At 39.4% G+C, this 19,260-nt stretch carries 17 protein-coding genes and 1 tRNA gene; 6 read left to right on the top strand and 12 right to left on the bottom strand.

The annotated features are described in order from the left end of the window. Positions 1 to 57: 57 nt before the first annotated feature. The 8 genes from ccoS to pyrG all read right to left on the bottom strand — a co-directional run bounded on the left by ccoS (position 58) and on the right by pyrG (position 10,460). Complete coding sequence (gene ccoS, locus QT327_RS13385; protein WP_013666783.1) at positions 58 to 255, bottom strand: cbb3-type cytochrome oxidase assembly protein CcoS; 198 nt, start codon at positions 253 to 255, stop codon at positions 58 to 60. Then, complete coding sequence (locus tag QT327_RS13380; RefSeq protein ID WP_289553061.1) at positions 255 to 2,651, bottom strand: heavy metal translocating P-type ATPase; 2,397 nt, start codon at positions 2,649 to 2,651, stop codon at positions 255 to 257. The genes ccoS and QT327_RS13380 overlap by 1 nt, the downstream gene beginning before the upstream one ends. A 3-nt stretch (positions 2,652 to 2,654) precedes the next feature. Continuing rightward, positions 2,655 to 4,004 (bottom strand): oxygen-independent coproporphyrinogen III oxidase, encoded by a 1,350-nt coding sequence (gene hemN, locus QT327_RS13375; protein WP_130857717.1) that lies wholly within the window; start codon positions 4,002 to 4,004, stop codon positions 2,655 to 2,657. Positions 4,005 to 4,013: 9 nt separating this feature from the next. Then, entirely contained in the window at positions 4,014 to 4,445 is a 432-nt protein-coding gene (locus QT327_RS13370) for a Rossmann-fold NAD(P)-binding domain-containing protein (protein ID WP_130857718.1), read from the bottom strand. 137 nt (positions 4,446 to 4,582) lie between these two features. Next, positions 4,583 to 5,626, bottom strand: coding sequence for a response regulator (locus QT327_RS13365; RefSeq protein WP_149105705.1), 1,044 nt, complete (start codon positions 5,624 to 5,626; stop codon positions 4,583 to 4,585). A 48-nt stretch (positions 5,627 to 5,674) separates the two neighbouring features. Next, the gene (locus QT327_RS13360) at positions 5,675 to 6,862 is read right to left on the bottom strand and encodes a PAS domain-containing sensor histidine kinase (RefSeq protein ID WP_130857720.1); all 1,188 of its coding nucleotides are present in this window, start codon (positions 6,860 to 6,862) and stop codon (positions 5,675 to 5,677) included. 92 nt (positions 6,863 to 6,954) lie between these two features. Next, positions 6,955 to 8,784 (bottom strand): membrane protein insertase YidC, encoded by a 1,830-nt coding sequence (gene yidC, locus QT327_RS13355; protein ID WP_130857721.1) that lies wholly within the window; start codon positions 8,782 to 8,784, stop codon positions 6,955 to 6,957. A 65-nt stretch (positions 8,785 to 8,849) separates the two neighbouring features. Continuing rightward, positions 8,850 to 10,460 (bottom strand): CTP synthase, encoded by a 1,611-nt coding sequence (pyrG, locus tag QT327_RS13350; RefSeq protein WP_013666776.1) that lies wholly within the window; start codon positions 10,458 to 10,460, stop codon positions 8,850 to 8,852. A gap of 432 nt (positions 10,461 to 10,892) precedes the next feature. Here pyrG and QT327_RS13345 point away from each other — a divergent pair, with 432 nt between their 5' ends. From QT327_RS13345 to QT327_RS13330, 4 genes are all read left to right on the top strand, one after another. Beyond that, complete coding sequence (locus tag QT327_RS13345; protein ID WP_013666775.1) at positions 10,893 to 12,155, top strand: DEAD/DEAH box helicase; 1,263 nt, start codon at positions 10,893 to 10,895, stop codon at positions 12,153 to 12,155. A gap of 21 nt (positions 12,156 to 12,176) precedes the next feature. Further along, the gene (locus QT327_RS13340; RefSeq protein WP_013666774.1) at positions 12,177 to 12,914 is read left to right on the top strand and encodes a lysophospholipid acyltransferase family protein; all 738 of its coding nucleotides are present in this window, start codon (positions 12,177 to 12,179) and stop codon (positions 12,912 to 12,914) included. A 50-nt stretch (positions 12,915 to 12,964) separates the two neighbouring features. Next, complete coding sequence (locus tag QT327_RS13335) at positions 12,965 to 13,720, top strand: ABC transporter ATP-binding protein (RefSeq protein WP_013666773.1); 756 nt, start codon at positions 12,965 to 12,967, stop codon at positions 13,718 to 13,720. 111 nt (positions 13,721 to 13,831) lie between these two features. After that, positions 13,832 to 14,377 carry a cob(I)yrinic acid a,c-diamide adenosyltransferase gene (locus QT327_RS13330; protein ID WP_041388404.1) on the top strand — a complete coding sequence of 182 codons (546 nt, stop codon included), beginning with the start codon at positions 13,832 to 13,834 and terminating at the stop codon, positions 14,375 to 14,377. Positions 14,378 to 14,481: 104 nt separating this feature from the next. On the opposite strand, the gene kdsB is transcribed toward QT327_RS13330, so the two are convergent. From kdsB to trpS, 3 genes are all read right to left on the bottom strand, one after another. Continuing rightward, positions 14,482 to 15,216, bottom strand: coding sequence for a 3-deoxy-manno-octulosonate cytidylyltransferase (kdsB, locus tag QT327_RS13325; RefSeq protein ID WP_013666771.1), 735 nt, complete (start codon positions 15,214 to 15,216; stop codon positions 14,482 to 14,484). Between the two features lie 93 nt (positions 15,217 to 15,309). After that, the gene (locus tag QT327_RS13320) at positions 15,310 to 15,924 is read right to left on the bottom strand and encodes a deoxynucleoside kinase (protein ID WP_013666770.1); all 615 of its coding nucleotides are present in this window, start codon (positions 15,922 to 15,924) and stop codon (positions 15,310 to 15,312) included. A gap of 71 nt (positions 15,925 to 15,995) precedes the next feature. Then, positions 15,996 to 16,991: a tryptophan--tRNA ligase gene (gene trpS / locus QT327_RS13315; RefSeq protein WP_013666769.1), complete on the bottom strand. Its 996-nt coding sequence runs from the start codon at positions 16,989 to 16,991 to the stop codon at positions 15,996 to 15,998. Positions 16,992 to 17,220: 229 nt separating this feature from the next. Between trpS and QT327_RS13310 the strand changes: the two genes are divergently transcribed. Next, on the top strand, positions 17,221 to 17,436 hold the full coding sequence (locus QT327_RS13310) for a DUF6965 family protein (RefSeq protein WP_013666768.1): 216 nt from the start codon (positions 17,221 to 17,223) through the stop codon (positions 17,434 to 17,436). Positions 17,437 to 17,747: 311 nt separating this feature from the next. Then, on the top strand, positions 17,748 to 18,836 hold the full coding sequence (locus QT327_RS13305) for an alginate lyase family protein (RefSeq protein WP_289553060.1): 1,089 nt from the start codon (positions 17,748 to 17,750) through the stop codon (positions 18,834 to 18,836). Positions 18,837 to 19,135: 299 nt separating this feature from the next. Here the strand turns inward: QT327_RS13305 and QT327_RS13300 are convergent. After that, positions 19,136 to 19,208, bottom strand: a tRNA-Arg gene (locus QT327_RS13300). Positions 19,209 to 19,260: the final 52 nt, after the last annotated feature.

Here is a 19,260-nt window from a genome sequence, read left to right as displayed (position 1 = left end):
GTACGATGGTCCAAATAGCCGACGAGTGATATTGATCGGACTAAAAGGTGATTGTTATCACTTATTTAATTCGCTCTCATCTACCCCTTTTTCGTTTTCTTGCCCATCGAAAATAACATCATCTTCGAAAAGAATACGTATGGCCGGGGTGTAGGTATCATCGTGTTGTCCATTCTTATTCGCCCAAAAAAAAGCGCCTAAAAAGAATAACGCGATGAACACACTACAAGCTATCAAAAAGAATATTGCGCTCATTACAAAGTATATTTACGAGCATAAAGCCTGGTTGTCAAACTGGTGAAACTAATAATGGTGATGGTGCTTAAAGGCATTAAAATCGCAGCTAACAAGGGCGATAGATTGCCTTGTGTCGCGAAATACATACCCACTATATTGTATAGAAGGGAAATAGCAAAACTACAGTAAATAATATGCATTGCTTTTTTTGAAAATCCGAGAAACCGACAGAACTTACTAAAAGATGTTCCGCTCATAATGGCATCACAAGCCGGTGAAAAATTATTAACATCATCACTCACCGCTAGTCCTAAATCAGCACACTTGAGGGCTCCTGCATCATTTAAACCATCACCGATCATCGCAACTTTTTTTCCATTTTGCTGTAAGCCGCTTATGTAATGCAACTTGTCGGCCGGTAGCTGATTAAAATTCAAATAATCTCGCTGAGGAAAAATAGACGATAAGGCGCTTGAATCTCGATCAACATCCCCTGATAACAAATGTAGTTCGTACGAACTGCTGAGTGCTTTGATAAGCGATTCCAGTCCATCTCGCCATTTTTGCTCCATGGAGAAAACACCTCTTACATGTCCACCAATTCGTACATAGGTGCCAGGCCCTTTATAGAACTGCTCATCGGTACCAACAACAAAAGAATAACTTCCGATTAAAACTTCCTTATTTTTTATGATCGCCCGTATTCCCTTTCCCGGTATTTCAGCATAAGAGCTTATCGGCAACATTTCGCAAGTACCCTGTAATGATTGAACTATTTTACGACTGAGTGGATGGTTGGAATTTCGACATACAGAAAACACCATGGATGCTTCCGTAGCTGGCAAGCTACCTTTGAATGGGAGTTCCTCCTGATGAAGCGTACTGATGGTCCCTGTTTTGTCAAACACCAGCGTGTCGATCCCCGCCATTTTTTCAATAGCCAAGGTATCCTTCATAAATAGACCATTCCGATCAAAAACGCTAAGTACCGCTGATAGCGTAAACGGTGAGCTTAAAGCCAGTGCACAGGGACAACCGATAATGAGAACGGCCGTAAAGGCCGACCATGCTCGCCCGGGTTCGCCTATGTAAAACCAAAAAAATAAGCTTATAAAAGCAATCAATAAGAGAATGGGTGTAAAATAACGACTGATTTTATTGCTGAACGATTGAAAGGAAACTTGCCCTTTCTTATTTTTCTGATCATTCCAAAGGCTTGTTAAATAACTTTGTGACACGGGTTTCACCACCTCCAATTCAATTGCTTGTTCGGTTTGTTTGCCACCTGCATAAATAATTTCGCCAAGTATTTTATCAACAGGGTTTGATTCACCAGTGACAAAACTGAAATCAATACAGGCAGCTCCTTTTAACAAAATCGCATCTGCCGGAATAATTTCATTGTTTCTGATCAAAATACGATCACCAACCTGTAACGCGGACAATGCCACTGTTTTTTCTTCGCCTGCATCAATTTTGGTAACCGCTACCGGAAAGTAAGATCGGTAGTCTCTTTCAAATGAAAGATGATGATACGTCTTTTGTTGTACCCATCGCCCAATCAGTAAAAAGAATAGTAAGCCACAAAGTGTATCGGAAAACCCAGCTCCCGAGCCAGTTAAAATCTCCCACACAGAGCGAAGAAAAAGAACGATTATACCTAAAGTGAGCGGAATATCTAAGTTTAGACGCCCTTGCCGGATACTTTTAATACTAGAAACGAAATAATCTTGCCCGCTATAGAGCATAATGGGCAAGGTAAAAAGCAAATTGACAACACCAAATAGCTGGGCATAGTTTCTCTCAAAAGTCCCTAGTCCAAAATACTCCGGAAAACTGATCATCATTGAATTGCCAAAACAAAAACCCGCAACAGCTATTTTTCTCACCAGTCTATTGCTGTCTTTTTTCTTCCTTTTCGACGATGTGTCTTTCAGGGTAATGATCGGTGCATAACCGATTTCTGTGAGTAGTTCAACTAGTTGCTTTAGTTTTATGATGTCGTGGCAAAATGTAATACGTACCTCTTTCCGTAGAAAATCGGCACGTGTGTTGGTTATACCTCGATGAAGCTTATGAAGTTTTTCCAATAACCATATGCAAGAACTACAATGTATAGTAGGGACATAAAAAGTAACGACGGCTATATGATCATCTTTATAGTCCAACAAGCTATTTGCGATGCTTTCATCTGCCAAATAAAAGTACTGGCTCTTATCTTTACGGACGGAGATGCCTGGATGTGTATTGTACTTGTAATAATGCGTAAGTTTATGCTGGTTTAATACCTGATAAACGCTTTTGCAACCTAAGCAACAGAAATCATGGCCGTCAACCTCATAATTCGCTTTTACAACTACGTCACCACAATGGAAACAATGCTGTTCCTTTTGTATGTCCTTAAGCGGGGTCATATCTTATACAGCTTTACTAAATAATGGTTTATTTGCCGTTTCAGCATGATGATATTCGTCAAAAGCCATACAAATAACGCGTAGGAATGACTTACCAAGATCTGTTACAATCAGTTCTTTTGCTCCAAGTAAAACTAAACCATCTGCAATAAGCGGTTTTAGCCTTTTTAGAACTCCCGGTGAACCTTGTACGTCAGACAAAGGAAGCCTACCTTCACACATTAGGCGAAGTATCTGTTTTTTTACGGAAAGATCGTGCTCCGTTTGTAAATGGCCTTTTTGAAGCGGAAACTGTCCTTTTTCGACCATGCCTCGGTATTCTTCTACTGTTTTTACATTTTGGGCGTAGGCTGTTCCTACATCACTGATCGCCGAAACACCCAGTCCCAATAGGAGGGAAGGCCTGATATCGGTATACCCCATAAAGTTGCGATGAAGTTTACCTACTCTAGCTGCAAGTGCTAAACTATCGGTCGGAAAAGCAAAGTGATCCATGCCAATATCTATGTAGCCCGCATTTACAATCATCTCCTTTCCAACATAATAGAGTTCCAATTTTGCTTCATCCGATGGCAGATCATCTTCCGTATATAGGCGCTGCCCTGGTTTCATCCATGGAACATGCGCATAACTATAAAAAGCGATTCGATCCGGATGCATAGCGATAGTCATTTGAATGGTGTCTTTAATCCGCAACAAAGATTGCTTTGGTAAGCCATAAATAAGATCAAAATTGATCGATGTATAACCGATTCGTCTTGCTTCTTGCGTAACACGAATAACGTCCGCAGGGCTTTGTTTTCTATTGATTATACGTTGCACTTCGGCGTCAAAATCCTGAATTCCTAAACTTAAACGTCGAAACCCCAGCGCAAACAATGCATCCAGGTGTTCACGTGTTGTATTTGCAGGGTGGGCTTCAAAAGAAAAAGCTGCATGTTCATCAACATGCGCATACTGGATAATTTCTTTGATGAGATAGCTTAAGTTCTCCGGACTAAAAAAAGTTGGGGTTCCACCTCCTAAATGAAGATCTACAATTTTTGGTTTTACGCTCATTTGTGCCAAATACAGTTGCCATTCTTGAAGTACCGAATCGATATAAGGTCTCTCAACGCTATGATTTTTTGTAATCCGTGTATTACAACCACAATAGGTACATAATCGCTCACAGTAGGGTAGATGTATATACAAACTGATTTCACCGGCCACATTAGCGGCAACTCGCATAGCTGATACCCACTGGTCAACTGTCCAATCAGTAGTTACCCAATATGGGACAGTCGGATAACTCGTATAACGCGGTGCAGCTATATTATATTTTTTCGCGCAGTTGATCAATTGCTTTTCCATACTACTTTGCTAGATTTCTTCTGTATTATGTTTATTCGTACTAATGCAGTCATGACAGCAACAGGCACGGCCGACACAGCGGCCAGCCTCCCATAAATCTAAATTGTGAATGGTCTGTTTGGCTGTATTTTCAATCGACTGATCGTTGCTGGGATTATTGGCTACTTTAATACCTAGTTCCGCAGCACTTGCTAAGTCGATATGGGCAGTTGATTTCGATCGGGTGATCACATTCTTTACGCCCATTTGTTTGAGAGAAATAAGTAAGGACTTGTCCAAAACATCTGTTCCGGAAATAATAATAACAGTCTTTCCTGCGCAATAAGGTAGAGTGGAAGCATTCAACGCATTCGAAATAAGCGTTAAATCATGCGTTTTGGCATTTGATCGAACAAGGTGTTCTTTTTCATCGACATTTATACTGTAAGCGGTGGCTTTCATAGTGCTGATTCGTTATCGCTATTTTTATAGCGCCTAAACAAAGCTAAATTGAATCGAGCACGAACACGATGAATCCTGTCATACAAAAAAGTAATATTCATTACTTTTTGTATGACAGGATAAACACACTTCAATAATTATTGTTTAATGGTACTCAGCTTAGAAATGGAATGAATACGAATTGCATTCCCCTCTTTTGAAAGTAATTTTTCCTCTTTAAAATCCGCTAAGGTCCGGCTAATCGTTTCATTAGCTGTTCCCGCGAGGGCTGCCAGATCATCCCTGGAAATACGGATCACACATTCGTCGGCATTTTGGTCTCCTAAAAATTTTTTCGATACAACCACCAAGGCATCGGCAACCCTTTTTCGTACGGTGTGATAGGCCAACCGTAATAATTGCTCCTCCTTTTCCCGTATGTTTTCAGAAAGTAAACCAATAAATTTCTGAGCAATGGCCGGATTTTGGTATAGCAGCTCAAAAAATACATCCTTATTAATCAAACATAGTTCCGTTTCCTCAATCGTTTGGGTATTATCAGAATATTTTTCGTGTGCCAAAAGTGCCTCATAACCAAAGTAATCCCCCGTTGTAAAGATATTAGTAGATAATTCGCGTCCATCATGATAAAAGAGATAGCTCCTAACTTTTCCGGATTTAACCTTGTAGATATAAAGTGGTTTATCCCCTTCCTCATAAATGCTCTGCTTTTTTTTATAATTTTTTGCCCTTCCTTTAAGATGCAAATCGTTGAGGAGATGATTTTGATCTTCTTCACTTGCTATATGCAAGGGCTTCCTTTTATCAGTAATCTCCTTCTTTCTAAGTCTCGTTTCGATCGCATTAAGCAATTCTACATCATCAAAAGGTTTCGTCAGGTAATCATCGGCCCCCATTTCCATTGCTTTTCGCATATCGGCACGCTCTGCCTTTGCTGTAAGGAAAATAAAGGGAATGCTTGCAGTTTCCTGATGCTTTCCTAACAGGAACAAAACACCGTAACCATCCAGGTTAGGCATCATAATATCGCAAAGTATAATATCAGGTTTATTTTTTAGCGCCAGTTCAACACCTGATCTGCCTTCTGTAGCACTAAACACCCGATACCCGGCCAGTTCCAAAATCTCCACTGTGCTTTCTCTAATATCATCGTTATCTTCAATGATCAATACGTTTTTCATGAAAACTATTTTTTATCTGCTTACCAAAGACATGAAACCATTAACTAATTAATTTTTAAAGATCAATGTAAAAGTCGTTCCTTTATTAACTTCGCTCTTACACATTACTTCACCTTTCATTAAATGTACGTATCGCTTTACGATATTCAATCCAAGCCCCGTCCCTGGAATATTTCCTGTGTTATTCGCTCTAAAAAAGGGTTCAAACAGGTTTTTTTGTTCATCAAATGGAATTCCTATCCCATTATCTTTGATCGTAATAATACAGGAATCTCCGTTTATTTCGCTATTAAACTCAATAAACGTGTTTTCACCCGAATATTTAATAGCGTTTGAAATGAGATTAAGAATGCTATTCTTAAGAAGATTTGGGTCGATCCGAAATTTGCCAATCTCGCCGGTATGCTGGTAAACAATATGTTGATTCTGCTTTGCCAAAAGCTGCATTTCTTCAATAATATCTTCTGCTAATCTGATTAAATTGACTTCTTCCTCAACAGCAGTGACTTTTCCTGCTTCCAGACGTTCCAAGGATAGAAAATCGTTGAGAATATTCGTAAGCAATTGAACGGACCCTTTAATTTTGTTCGTATGCTTGGTAATATTATCAAAATCATGTTTGTCCAGATACTTTTCAATTAAAGATGCTGAAAGTTGTACGGAGCTAAGGGGAGTTCTAAATTCATGAGAAGCCATAGAAACAAATCGGGATTTCATTTGGTTAAGATCCTTTTCCTTTTCTAAAGATAGGCTAACATCCGCTTTAGCTTCCTCTAACTCACCAATCAGTTTAATAAGATCCTTGGTTCGTTCTGTAACCTTCATCTCTAGTTCCGCGGTATATTCTTTCAATTTCTCTTCAGCCTCTTTTTGCTTAGAAAGATCATGAATAAAACCCGTAAAGATTTTCCGATCTTTATAATTCACTTCACTTACTGCTAAACGAAACGGAAAGGTCGTCCCATCTCGACGTTTTCCTCTTACTTCACGACCTATTCCTATAATATGTTTTACACCGGTCGTCAGGTAATTGTGGATATATGAATCGTGCCGACTGCGGTCGGGTTCGGGCATTAACATCGAGATATTATTACCAATGATTTCGCTGTTATCGGAGTAACCGAATAAGGCCATAGCAGCCGGATTGATTGACTCTACAATCCCTTTGTTGTCAATTGTAATAATACCATCAATCGCATTGCGAATAATCGCCTCAAGTAATTTCCCTGTTTCCATATAAGCACCTTAAGCACCCAATATAAACACTTTTACCGTAACAAAAAAGGCGCGTTGAAACGCGCCTTCCGATTTCTTTCAAGTGCAAAATTTTATTTTTTATTTTTGCCCGCTTGTTGTTGCTGACGCATATACTCTTCCATTCTTTTTTGGAAGGTTGATTTTTTACTTGCCTCAGGTTTCTTTTTATTGGCTTGTATCATCGCGTGTATCTTCTCATCATTAATTGATTGTCTAATGAAGAACTGTATTACAAACGTTAAACAGGTCGATAAGAAGTAGTAATAATTAAGACCCGCAGGATAACTATTCAATACAAAGAAAAATATTAATGGCATAAAATAACCGATATATTTCATTTGTCCTGTTGCTCCGGACACCATATTGTTATACCAGGTGGATAGTAGCGTGGCACAAGTCATCAATATACACATTAAACTAATGTGATTTATATTGATGATCGGGATCATCGGAAAATTAACTATTGAATCGTAGGTTGACAGATCTTTCATCCATAAAAAACTTTCCCCCCTCAGTTCAAAAAGATTAGGAAAGAAAAAGAAGAAGGCGATCATGAAAGGCATTTGTAAAAGCATCGGAATACAGCCTCCCATCGGATTCACACCGGCTTGTTTGTAGAGTTTAAGATATTCCTGCTGTAATAATGTTTGGTTATCTTCACCTACCTTTGCTTTAATCTCATCCATTTCAGGCTTCAGTACCCGCATTTTAGCCATCGAAACATAGGACTTATAGGTAAGCGGAGAAAGTACAATCTTTAATAATACCGTCAACACCAAAATAATGAGACCATAGTTCCAATTAAAGCCTTCCAATAGGTTAAACACTGGTAGCGTAATAAAGCGGTTGATCCATTTCATTGGTCCCCAACCCATATTGATCTGCTTTTCCAAATCGTGTCCTTGATCCTTTAATATGCTGAACTTATTAGGTCCAAAGTAAAAAGACATTGGATACGTATTAACGTCCTGTCTGTTAAAATCAAGGCTCATATTAGCAGCAAACGATTTTACAATTTCGTCACTATTAACAGTGCTTACCTTAAGCGTACCTCCATTAAAGCTATTCTTTGCGATCAAGACATTAGAAAAGTAATGCTGCTTAAAGGATATCCAATCAGTTTTTCCTACATCCTTTGTTTCATCCTTGGTGGTACTTAATTCATTAACATCGCCGTCAAATTCCTTAAAGTAAGCGGTCGAACGATTCCGCTCATCCTTCATATCTTTTTCTTTCTGCGGAAGATCGGCTTGCCAATTCAGTACTAATTTAGTCTCGGTAGGAGCCACCACATCTTGCATACCTTTGGTTACAATGGTAAATCCTAACTGATGGCTGTTACCTTTCAGGCTATAGACATAGTCGATATATTTATTCTCAGCATAAGACAGTCGCATAACCAAAGAAGCCGAATCCGTATTCTCTACCACAATGGGCTCTTTAGCCTGCGGAATAAAATAAAGGTCATTCGTATTAATGTTGACACCGGCCGTTGAAAACTGTAAACCAAAGCGATTTTTGTCACCTCCAAATAATACCAAAGGTTTTCCAAGGTAATCTTTTTCTCCTTTTACTTCAACAGATTTAACGCGGCCACCCTTTGTACTGATTGTTGCTTTGATAAATTCATTTTCAAGTGAAATAAGTTCTTCGTTTCCTACTTTCGCGCCACCAAAAGGACCCGACATTTGCGTCGAATCTACTGTAGAGGCCTCTAAACCTTGTTGTGCTGCAAAAAGACTATCCGTCGTTTTTTTTGTTTCAGGACTTTTGGCCTGCGCTATGGAATCCTGTAGCTGTTGTTCCTTTTTAATCTCCTCTTCCGAGGGTTTCATAAAAAATACCGAACCTGCCAAGATGATCATAATCAGGAACAGGCCAGTAAAGGTATTTCTATCCATCTTTTAATATTACTGAATCAGTCTAAAATATATTTATTGAAATTGACTATATTTATTTCAAATTGTTACCGTTTCCCCGCTTTTATTAAAGAAGCGGCCACAAAGTTAACAAAAAGTGGGTGAGGATTTGCTACTGTAGACTTTAATTCCGGATGAAATTGTCCACCCACAAAAAATGGATGGTCTTTCAGTTCGATGATTTCCACCAAATTATTATCCGGATTGATACCCGATGCAATCATGCCCGCTTTTTCATACTGTTTTAGATAGTCATTGTTAAATTCATAACGATGTCTATGTCGCTCACTGATACGCTGCTTCCCATAAATGGCAGACGCTTTGGTACCTTTTTTTAGCTCACAGGGATAGGCCCCAAGACGCATAGTTCCTCCCATGTTTTTTATATTTTTTTGATCTTCCATTAAGTTAATAACCGGATGTTTGGTTTTTTTATCCATCTCATAACTATTGGCATCTTTCAATCCTAATACATTTCTTGCAAACTCGATCACCGCTACCTGCATGCCCAAGCAAATACCAAAAAACGGAATATTATTTTCCCGCACATATTTGATAGCAGCAATTTTGCCTTCCAAGCCACGCTCTCCAAAGCCGGGAGCCACCAATACGCCATCTAAGCCCTTTAATTTCTCTTCAACATTGTCGTTATTAACACTCTCTGCAGCTATGCTTCTTACCGTTACCTTACATTCGTTCTGAGCGCCTGCGTGGATAAAGGATTCATTGATTGATTTGTATGCATCCGGAAGCTCCACATATTTACCCACCAAACCTATTTTAACCTCTGCGGTTGGGTTTTTCACTCTTCCCAGAAAGGCCTTCCAGTTCTCTAAATCAGGTTCATTTTTATTGGAAAGCTTAAGTTTCGCCAGTACGGTTTTATCAAGCTGCTCTTTCAACATTAAAAGCGGAACATCATAAATCGATGAGGCGTCAGCCGATTCAATAACAGCATTAATGTTTACATTGCAGAACAAGGCAATTTTTTTCCGGATATCATGACCTATACGATGCTCGGTTCTACACACCAAAATATCAGGCTGTATACCATACTCCAATAGCATCTTAACCGAGTGTTGGGTTGGTTTTGTTTTGAGTTCGCCCGCAGCAGCAAGATAAGGCACAAGAGTCAAATGGATTACCAGCGAGTCATTGTTGCCTAGTTCCCAACGCAATTGCCTTACCGCTTCTATAAATGGCAACGATTCAATATCTCCTACGGTGCCTCCTAATTCGGTGATAACAATATCGTATTCTCCTGTCTCGCCCAGCAGACGCATCCGACGTTTAATTTCATCGGTGATATGAGGTACCACTTGAACCGTTTTACCAAGATAGTCGCCCGCACGCTCCCGTTCAATCACATGCTGGTAAATACGACCGGTTGTCACATTGTTAGCTTGTGATGTCGGTGTATTCAAAAATCGCTCATAGTGCCCTAGGTCAAGGTCGGTCTCCGCACCGTCTTCAGTCACATAACACTCGCCGTGTTCATAGGGATTCAAGGTACCTGGATCAATATTAATGTATGGATCAAATTTTTGAATAGTAACCCGGTATCCTCTCGCTTGAAGTAGTTTTGCTAATGAAGCTGAAATAATACCTTTACCTAAAGATGAAGTAACACCGCCCGTAACAAAGATGTATTTGGTCATGATATAAAAAATGGAAATTATTGCTGTTTATTTATGTAATGCAATTACAGCATGTTCTTGTACGGGGTACAAAAGTAGAATTTTTTTTGGTCTTTTTTGTCATATATTGATTAATTCTTAGCAAATATCGTAAGTAGTTGAGTTGTTGAATGGTTAAGTAAGGGAGTCGTTAATTAGCCGATGGGATGAATAGCCGATGTGATAATTAGCCAATGGGATGATTAGCCGATGGGACGATGGGCTTGTATACGTTTAAGCTTACTGCTTATAACTTGAGGCTTAATATAAAGCTGGTTGCCGATAGCTAAAAAGTGGCAGTTGCGGTGGCACAAGCTTAAAGCTTATAGCTTATAACCTATGGCCTAATACCTAAAGCCAATAGCTTATCAAAATAATTTACTATTTTTACGGTCATAATCAAAACGATACATTTTGGATTTTAGTGAATTTAATTTTGATGACAGGCTTTTAGAGGGGCTCATGAGTATGGGTTTCAAGATACCCACCCCCATCCAACAGCAAGCAATACCTGTCATCGCGGAGAAACATGATCTTATAGCCTGCGCACAAACCGGCACCGGAAAAACGGCGTCTTATTTATTACCTTTAATGGATGCCATTTGCAAAAATGACGATCGGCCATCAATAAGTGCGCTCATTTTAGCGCCGACGCGTGAGTTGGCTTTACAAATTGATCAGCAGATTCAAGGCCTGGCTTATTTTACGGGAATAACATCAATTGCCGTATACGGTGGAGGAGATGGTGTTGGTTATGAACAGCAACGGCGCTCATTAAAAGAAGGGGTAGATATCGTTATTGCTACCCCCGGGCGACTTATAGCTCATATGTCATCGAGCACTGTTCGGTTGGAAAAAATAGACTTCTTGATTTTGGACGAAGCGGATCGTATGCTGGACATGGGTTTCAAGGACGACATATTAAGGATTGTGAGGCAACTGCCGGAACAAAGACAAACGTTGCTATTTTCAGCAACCATGCCACAGAAGATACGCTTATTCGCAAAGGCCTTACTGAAAAATCCGCAACAAGTTAATATAGCCATTTCTCAACCTGCCGAAAAAATAAAACAACAATATTACAGAACCTTCGATGAACAGAAAGTAACGCTTCTAAAGCATATTTTATCTACCGATAGTTTTTATAGTATTATTATTTTCTGTAGCACGAAAGAAAATGTAAAGCTTCTAGAAAAAGAGTTATTTAAAAATGACCTGAAGGTCCGGTCTTTTCACTCAGACTTGCAGCAAGACGAACGCGAACAAATTTTACTTGATTTTAAAAACCGAAAATTAAATATATTGGTGGGCACCGATGTGCTTTCACGAGGAATTGATATCGAGGGAATCGATTTGGTCGTTAATTACGATGTGCCGGGTGATCCGGAAGACTATATTCATCGCATAGGTCGAACGGCCAGAGCAGAGCGAACAGGAACGGCTATTACTTTTGTTAATAACAGAGACTTCAGAAAGTTATTGTCTATTGAAAAAATGATGGACAGGACAATCGAAGAAGTTCAGCTTCCTGAATTTATCGGAGAAGGACCACAGATTATTCCTATCCAGAACAAAAAAAGGAAAAAGAAACGATCAAATTTCAAAAAGAGAAACGATAAATTTCGAAATAAGCGTACAGCAGTCGGAGGCGATAATGAAGATTCTAAAGCATCTTAAAATCTTGGCCTTATACGGTTTATGTTTAAAAGGTTATTAAAAAAAATACATTTAGGAATTTATATTTTTTGGGTTGTCTTTTTTTTTGTGCTGTTTTATCCGGTTTTATGGGCAGCGGCAAAAAATCAGCAAAAAAATTTCTCCTTGATAGGCCGTATTCGTAAACAAATCGCCTGGCTAAGTACGTTTCTAAGCGGATTCTATTTTAGGATCAAAATATCCGAAAATATGGATTGGAGCCGCCCATATATTATTTGTTCAAATCATACTTCCATTCTGGATATTTCGGCGTTAGCAATCCTCTGCAAGCAGGATATTCTATTTATGGGAAAGGCAGAACTGCTAGAGAACCCGATCACTCGTATGTTTTTCAAGACGATTGATATTCCGGTTGATAGAAATAGTAAGATATCTTCCTACAGAGCTTTTAAAGCAGCTCAACAAAAATTAGCAGAAGGTAAAAGCATTATCATTTTTCCCGAAGGGAAAATAGACGACACCTATCCCCCCGTCTTACAGCCATTTAAAAACGGGCCTTTTAGGTTGGCCATCGAAAATCAAGTTGCTGTACTTCCAATAGTTATTCATAATCTATGGAAACTTCTATGGGATGAAGGAGCTACGGGTAGCCGGCCCGGTCGTTGTTTGATAGAAGTACTGAAACCAATAGAAACGCAGGATTTTGGCGTTGATGATACTGACGCACTTAGAGATCATACACACGCCTTATTTAAGGCCCACTTAAATTCCGATATTTAGTGTAACAAAAGAATGCTTTCGAAGTCTCATCTATATATCATTAACAATTTATGTCATCACCGCTCATAGATATCAAAGAAATAGGAAGAAAATATGTCATTGGAGCCGAGACCATTCACGCACTAAAATCCGTAACCCTTCAAATTAATAAGGGCGAATTTGTTGCGCTCATGGGCCCTTCAGGCTCAGGCAAATCTACTTTGATGAATATCTTAGGCTGCTTGGACACGCCCACAAGGGGCGAATATGTCTTAAATGGTATAAAAGTAAGTGATATGACAGACGATGAACTGGCAGAAGTACGCAATAAAGAAATTGGATTTGTTTTTCAGACGTTCAATCTGCTGCCCCGTTCTACCTCATTGGACAATGTTGCACTTCCTTTAATATACGCTGGCCTAAGTAAAACAGAAAGAATTGAAAAAGCTCAGAAAGCGTTAGAAAGTGTAAATTTGGGAAACCGTGTGGATCATAAACCTAACGAATTGTCGGGCGGACAAAGGCAACGTGTAGCGATTGCCCGTGCTTTGATAAATGATCCTTCCATTATTCTCGCAGACGAACCGACTGGAAATCTCGACACAAAGACTTCCGTTGAAATTATGGGCTTATTGGAAGAAATTCACTCTAAAGGTAATACCATTGTCTTGGTAACCCACGAGGAAGATATCGCGCAACACGCCCATCGTATTGTCCGTATGAGAGATGGTCTGATAGAAGATGATTATCCAAATCCCGAAATTAAGAACGTATCTCCTCGCTTAGCAGCACTAAAGGAAAAGGGCTCTGATTTCGAAGGAATCTAACCGATTGCATTGCTTATTTTAATACGCCCGTCTCCTCTAAGTAAGTCTACTTGGAGTTTTCAGGCACGCGCAATGTATGATCATCAAAACAATGAACTTAACCAACGTAAAGTGAAAATATACACAAAAACCGGAGATACTGGATTGACCTCCCTGATAGGAGGTACCAGGGTACCAAAACATCACTTGAGAGTGGAATGTTATGGTACGATAGACGAACTGAACGCTTACATTGGCCTAATTCGGAGCTATGAAATAAGTAACGACTTGAAAGATGAACTATTAGAAATACAGTACTTGCTTTTTGCAATTGGAGCTTTACTCGCTGCGGATCCTGAAAAATCAAAAATGAAACTATACAATATTGCGAATGATGATGTTAAATTTTTGGAAAGGGCGATTGACCGCATGGACCATGAACTTAAACCATTAAAGAACTTTATACTTCCCGGAGGCAATACCGTCGTCTCACATGTACACGTTGCGCGCTGTATTTGCCGGAGAGCAGAACGTATTGTTGTTCATTTAGCCGCTTCATCTGAAGTATCGGGAAGTATTATTATCTATCTTAATCGTCTAAGCGACTATCTTTTTGTTTTAGCAAGGAAAATTGCCAAAGACAGCAATACGCAAGAAGTAATCTGGAATCCTCGTTAGCACTTTAAATTGATCTGATTCGGATTTAGATTTCCTATTACAGCCAAGGTTACGGGTTAGGGTAGTAGATCGTTATTTATAGTTTAATACACTGGATTCCTTCGTTATTTTAATTGTTTAACTTTATGCAGATCCTTCGGTTCGTCAATAGCTACTGTTTCGACCAGCGTTTCCGCTGTTTTAATACGATAACCATTTTCTATCCAGCGTAACTGCTCCAAGGATTCCGCCTTTTCCAGACTCGAAATCGGAAGTGCCGTTAAAAGCTTTAATATTTCGCAACGGTATCCATAAATACCAATATGCTTATAGAATTTATGATGATCAAGCCATTTTTCTGTCGGAACTCCTCTTAAAAAGGGTAAGGTCGCGCGACTAAAATAGATCGCTTCTCGATCCATATTTAGCAACACTTTAGGGCTGTTATTATTAAACAGCTCCTCATGGTCTCTTATTTCCTTCACAAGTGTCGCAATCTGCGTCTCCTTATCTTCAAAACAGCTCGCCAGCAAATCGATTTGGGCGGGATCTATATAAGGCTCGTCTCCCTGTATATTAATAGCAATATCGAAAGAATTCTCTTTAGCAATCACTTCTGCACAACGATCCGTTCCGCTTTGGTGCGAACTTGCCGTTAAGATTACATTACCGCCGAAGTTTTGCACATGATGAGCGATCCGCTCGTCATCCGTTGCTACCACCACACGTTTGAGGGAAGAAGCCTTAAGCGCCTGTTCATAGACCCGCCGGATCATACTTTTTCCGTTAATATCTATTAATGGCTTGCCTGGAAACCGTGTCGACGCATAACGCGCGGGAATAATACCTATAATGTTCATTTTCTATAGTATCAAGTAGTAAGATAAAAGTAACCAGACTCGATGCACAAACATTCATTGTCTTGCATCTTATGTCTTTATATCTTGCATCTGTTAGAACAATCCATTGAGATTCTTTTCAATTTCCTGGATAACAAAACCAAGATCCTCCGGATTATTCGCAAAATCCAACTTATCCTTATCCAGAATAAGCAGCTTGCCTTCCTTATAACCACTGATCCATTTTTGGTATTTGTCATTCAGCTTAGAAAGGTAATCCAAGCGAATGCCTGCTTCATAGTCACGACCCCTAAGCTGTATATTATCAACTAAGGTGGGGACTGAAGCCTTTAGGTAAATCAATAAATCAGGAGCCTTAATAAAAGAAACGATACTCTCGAATATATTACTATAGTTTTGAAAATCGCGCGTGGTCATTAATCCCATGTCATGCAAGTTCTCGGCAAAAATATAAGCATCTTCATAAATAGTACGGTCTTGAATAATGTTAGCGTTTCTTTTTTGCAGTTCAACAATATGGCGAAAGCGACTATTGAGAAAAAAGATTTGAAGATTAAAAGACCAGCGTTTCATGTCACTATAAAAATCCTCTAGATAAGGGTTGTCTTCGACCTCTTCAAATTGCGGCTCCCAACCCAAGTGTTTAGCTAACAAACCGGTCAAAGTTGTTTTGCCTGCGCCTATATTTCCTACAATCGCTATATGCATTTTTTGTTATTCGTTACAAGTTATTTGTTATTCGTTGCTTTATCTACCAACCTCTTTATGCTCTTGTCTTCTTAAAACTCTTTAAATCCAATGATTTCCCTTACATCCTTGATGGTTCTTTTAGCACTTTCCCTCGCTTTTTCCGCACCCATAGCGACAACTCTTCGAATATACGCTGTATCAGCTTCTATCTCTTCAATTCGTGAGCGCATGGGTTCCGTAGCTATTACCATGTCTTCTGCCAACTGTTTCTTAAAATCTCCGTATCGTATCTGGCATTTGTTATAGAGGTCGTCAAAATGCGCAACTGTATCAGCAGATGAAACAACTTTCATTAAGTCAAATAAATTCTGTATTTCTACGGGCTTTACTTGATTTTCCTCCGTTGGACCGCTATCGGTGACGGCACGCATGACTTTCTTACGAATCGCCTCCGGCTTATCTGATAAATAGATGCAATTAGCATCTCCTTCTGATTTACCCATTTTTCCTTTACCATCCAAACCGGGTATTTTCACCAAATTATGACTATAGCTAAAAGCAAAAGCCTCCGGAAAATAATCATGCTTGTACATTCTGTTAAAACGATTCCCAAAGGTACGCGTCATTTCCAAATGCTGTTCCTGATCCTTTCCAACCGGTACCTTGGTGGCTTTATGCAATAGAATGTCGGCCGCCATCAAGACAGGATAGGTGAGTAATCCCGCATTAACGTTATCCGGATTGGCGCGCACTTTATCCTTGAAAGAGGTAGCTCGTTCCAATTCACCCAAGTACGCGTTCATATTTAAATAGAGATATAATTCAATAACTTCCGGTACGTCCGACTGAACATAAATGGTGGCCTTCTCAGGATCGATACCCGCTGCCAAATATTCTACAACAACCTGTTTCACATTGCCATGTAAGTTATCGGGAGTAGGATGGGTTGTTAATGAGTGTAAATCAGCAATAAAGAAAAAGCAGTTGTATTCTTCCTGCATTTTGATAAAGTTCTTAATTGCGCCATAGTAATTTCCTAAGTGTAATTTTCCGGTGCTCCGGATTCCACTGACAACTGTTTCCATATAGGGGCGAAAATAAAGAATTCTTCCTATATTTTATCTATAAAAGTAAAACCATCCATTGAGATCGGACTTGTCGAAATCGAAGTTTTCATTGCAAATTAACGGGGACTAATACCGTTTAAAGGGAACTCGTTATACAGGAAAATCCATTTAATTTTCTTCGATTTCTTCGTAAAAGGAGAGAAGGTGAATATTTTTACTACTTTTGGCTGTTTTTTGAAGATCCCTTATGACACCGCAAGAGCTTAAAGAATATTTTGACAGCAATCCGCCACCCTTTGAAGTAGAATGGAAACCGTGGGCGAAGGTTATTAATACAAAAAAATTTTTAGAAGCTTGCTATACTGCTATTAGTGTTTACAAGGGCAATTACCAAAACTGTCCTGATTACTGGCACTTGTTGGAATTTTACAATCATATAATCGGCCAAAAAGCCGATAATTAGCACTATCGGCCTTTTGGCCGATTATTACTTCTTTGGAGGGCAATAAAAGATTATATATATTAGCAATAATTACCTTCTTTCGTTTTATTCTGACAAGAAATCATACGGTGAACTACATCCATAAGATGACCAAGGGTAAAGCTCCTTGGTCAATTATTCAAATTTGACAACACTGTTTGCTGTATGCCATCTCCCTATGGTGGAAGAAGAAATAGGAATTACCTTTAAAGAGCGCAATGTATCTACTTAGAAAATTACTAATATACACTCTTTGCATCCTCTGCCATATCCCTGCTTTTAGCCAGGAGGTTATGAATATTAAAAAAATAGCAGACGAGGCACTTGAACAATCGAAGGTGGCCTCTTTAAAGCGGCTTATAGCGGATGCGGATCTGACGCTAAAAGTTCAGGCCTTGTCGGTGACAGATAATCCACCCATGCCAGCCAGCAAAGATATACATGATTATTACAGTTGGTCGCCGTACAGTTGGCCTAATCCGAACGCTAAAGATAGTTTATCGTATATCACCAAAGATGGAGAGACAAACCCCGAAACCGAAAAAGTGTCTGATAAACCATTGCTTCGCAAAATGTCGGTCTCAGTTCATACATTGGCACTTGCTTATCATTTTACAAAAGATAAAAGATATGCACAAAAATCCGCTGAATTGATTAGGACGTGGTTCTTAAATCCTAAAACCAAAATGAATCCCAACTTGAATTTTGGTCAGTGTAAACCAGGTGTAGAAGTGGGCACGCCCACAGGCATTATTGATTCGAGATGGTTCATACTGGTGATTGATGCTCAAGAGATGCTTCAAGGAGCTGATGTGTTCCAAGAAGCAGAAAGAAGGGAACTGAAAGTATGGTTCAATACCTTTTTGAATTGGCTGTTAACCAGTGAAATTGGAAAAGAGGAAAGGAAGAAGAAAAACAATCACGGAACTTGGTATGCTGCCCAAACGGCTTATTATGCTTTATATACCGGCGATAACCAACTAGCGACAAAAATAGTTAGCGATAGCAAAAAGTTTTTTGACACCCAGATCGATTCAATGGGTCGGCAGATATACGAACTGAACCGCACTAAATCCTACGATTACAGTTTGTATAATGTGCATGCGTTGATAACCTTGGCAAAGGTCGGTAGTAAAGTTGGCATTGACTTATGGCATTACAATACGGACAATGGAAATTCTAAAAATATATTAGAATCCATTAAATACCTTGCAGGCTTTGTCGAGCCTGGTTCGATATGGCCGTTTAAACAAATTACCGATAAAGCTATTAGCCTGTTGATGATGGCGGTCATTTTTCCGTCTATTATCCTTATGATCTATACAGCGCGCTATTATCTTATTATCACGTGTATAAAGATGCATCGCTGCTGCATTTATTAAGGAAATTAAGTGAGGGGGTAGCGAAAGAAAATCGGGCAAATCTTTTAGTTTTCAGGAAATAACACATAGACGAAAATCTCCAACTTCAGGCGGTGTGTAGTCTATAATCTTTCTGTCCGCATCCCTGCTAAATGAAAAAAGTCTCAGTTTTCACTGAGACCTTATGTACCCCGGAAGGGATTGTCGGCGTCCCTGTTGGCCCGCACTCGACCCGCCGAGAAAGTGTTCGAACCCGACCGACCCTTCTGTTCGCATCCCTTTTAAATGACAAAAGTCTCAGTTTTCACTGAGACCTTATGTACCCCGGAAGGATTCGAACCCCTGACCCACGGTTTAGAAAACCGTTGCTCTATCCAACTGAGCTACCGAGGCATGCTCCCTAAAAGCGATGCAAAGCTAATAAAATCTTTTATTTCCTACACAT

It is taken from the genome of Olivibacter sp. 47 (assembly GCF_030372825.1).
Classification (GTDB): Bacteria; Bacteroidota; Bacteroidia; order Sphingobacteriales; family Sphingobacteriaceae; genus Olivibacter; species Olivibacter oleidegradans.
This window is presented reverse-complemented; position numbering and strand designations above follow the sequence as displayed.

Bases quoted from the DNA above. Each gene is read 5' to 3' on its own strand.
- ccoS (WP_013666783.1), bottom strand. From the start codon at position 255: ATGAGCGCAATATTCTTTTTGATAGCTTGTAGTGTGTTCATCGCGTTA.
- QT327_RS13380 (WP_289553061.1), bottom strand. From the start codon at position 2,651: ATGACCCCGCTTAAGGACATACAAAAGGAACAGCATTGTTTCCATTGT.
- hemN (WP_130857717.1), bottom strand. From the start codon at position 4,004: ATGGAAAAGCAATTGATCAACTGCGCGAAAAAATATAATATAGCTGCA.
- QT327_RS13370 (WP_130857718.1), bottom strand. From the start codon at position 4,445: ATGAAAGCCACCGCTTACAGTATAAATGTCGATGAAAAAGAACACCTT.
- QT327_RS13365 (WP_149105705.1), bottom strand. From the start codon at position 5,626: ATGAAAAACGTATTGATCATTGAAGATAACGATGATATTAGAGAAAGC.
- QT327_RS13360 (WP_130857720.1), bottom strand. From the start codon at position 6,862: ATGGAAACAGGGAAATTACTTGAGGCGATTATTCGCAATGCGATTGAT.
- yidC (WP_130857721.1), bottom strand. From the start codon at position 8,784: ATGGATAGAAATACCTTTACTGGCCTGTTCCTGATTATGATCATCTTG.
- pyrG (WP_013666776.1), bottom strand. From the start codon at position 10,460: ATGACCAAATACATCTTTGTTACGGGCGGTGTTACTTCATCTTTAGGT.
- QT327_RS13340 (WP_013666774.1), top strand. From the start codon at position 12,177: ATGTTTAAAAGGTTATTAAAAAAAATACATTTAGGAATTTATATTTTT.
- QT327_RS13335 (WP_013666773.1), top strand. From the start codon at position 12,965: ATGTCATCACCGCTCATAGATATCAAAGAAATAGGAAGAAAATATGTC.
- kdsB (WP_013666771.1), bottom strand. From the start codon at position 15,216: ATGAACATTATAGGTATTATTCCCGCGCGTTATGCGTCGACACGGTTT.
- QT327_RS13320 (WP_013666770.1), bottom strand. From the start codon at position 15,924: ATGCATATAGCGATTGTAGGAAATATAGGCGCAGGCAAAACAACTTTG.
- trpS (WP_013666769.1), bottom strand. From the start codon at position 16,991: ATGGAAACAGTTGTCAGTGGAATCCGGAGCACCGGAAAATTACACTTA.
- QT327_RS13310 (WP_013666768.1), top strand. From the start codon at position 17,221: ATGACACCGCAAGAGCTTAAAGAATATTTTGACAGCAATCCGCCACCC.
- QT327_RS13305 (WP_289553060.1), top strand. From the start codon at position 17,748: ATGAATATTAAAAAAATAGCAGACGAGGCACTTGAACAATCGAAGGTG.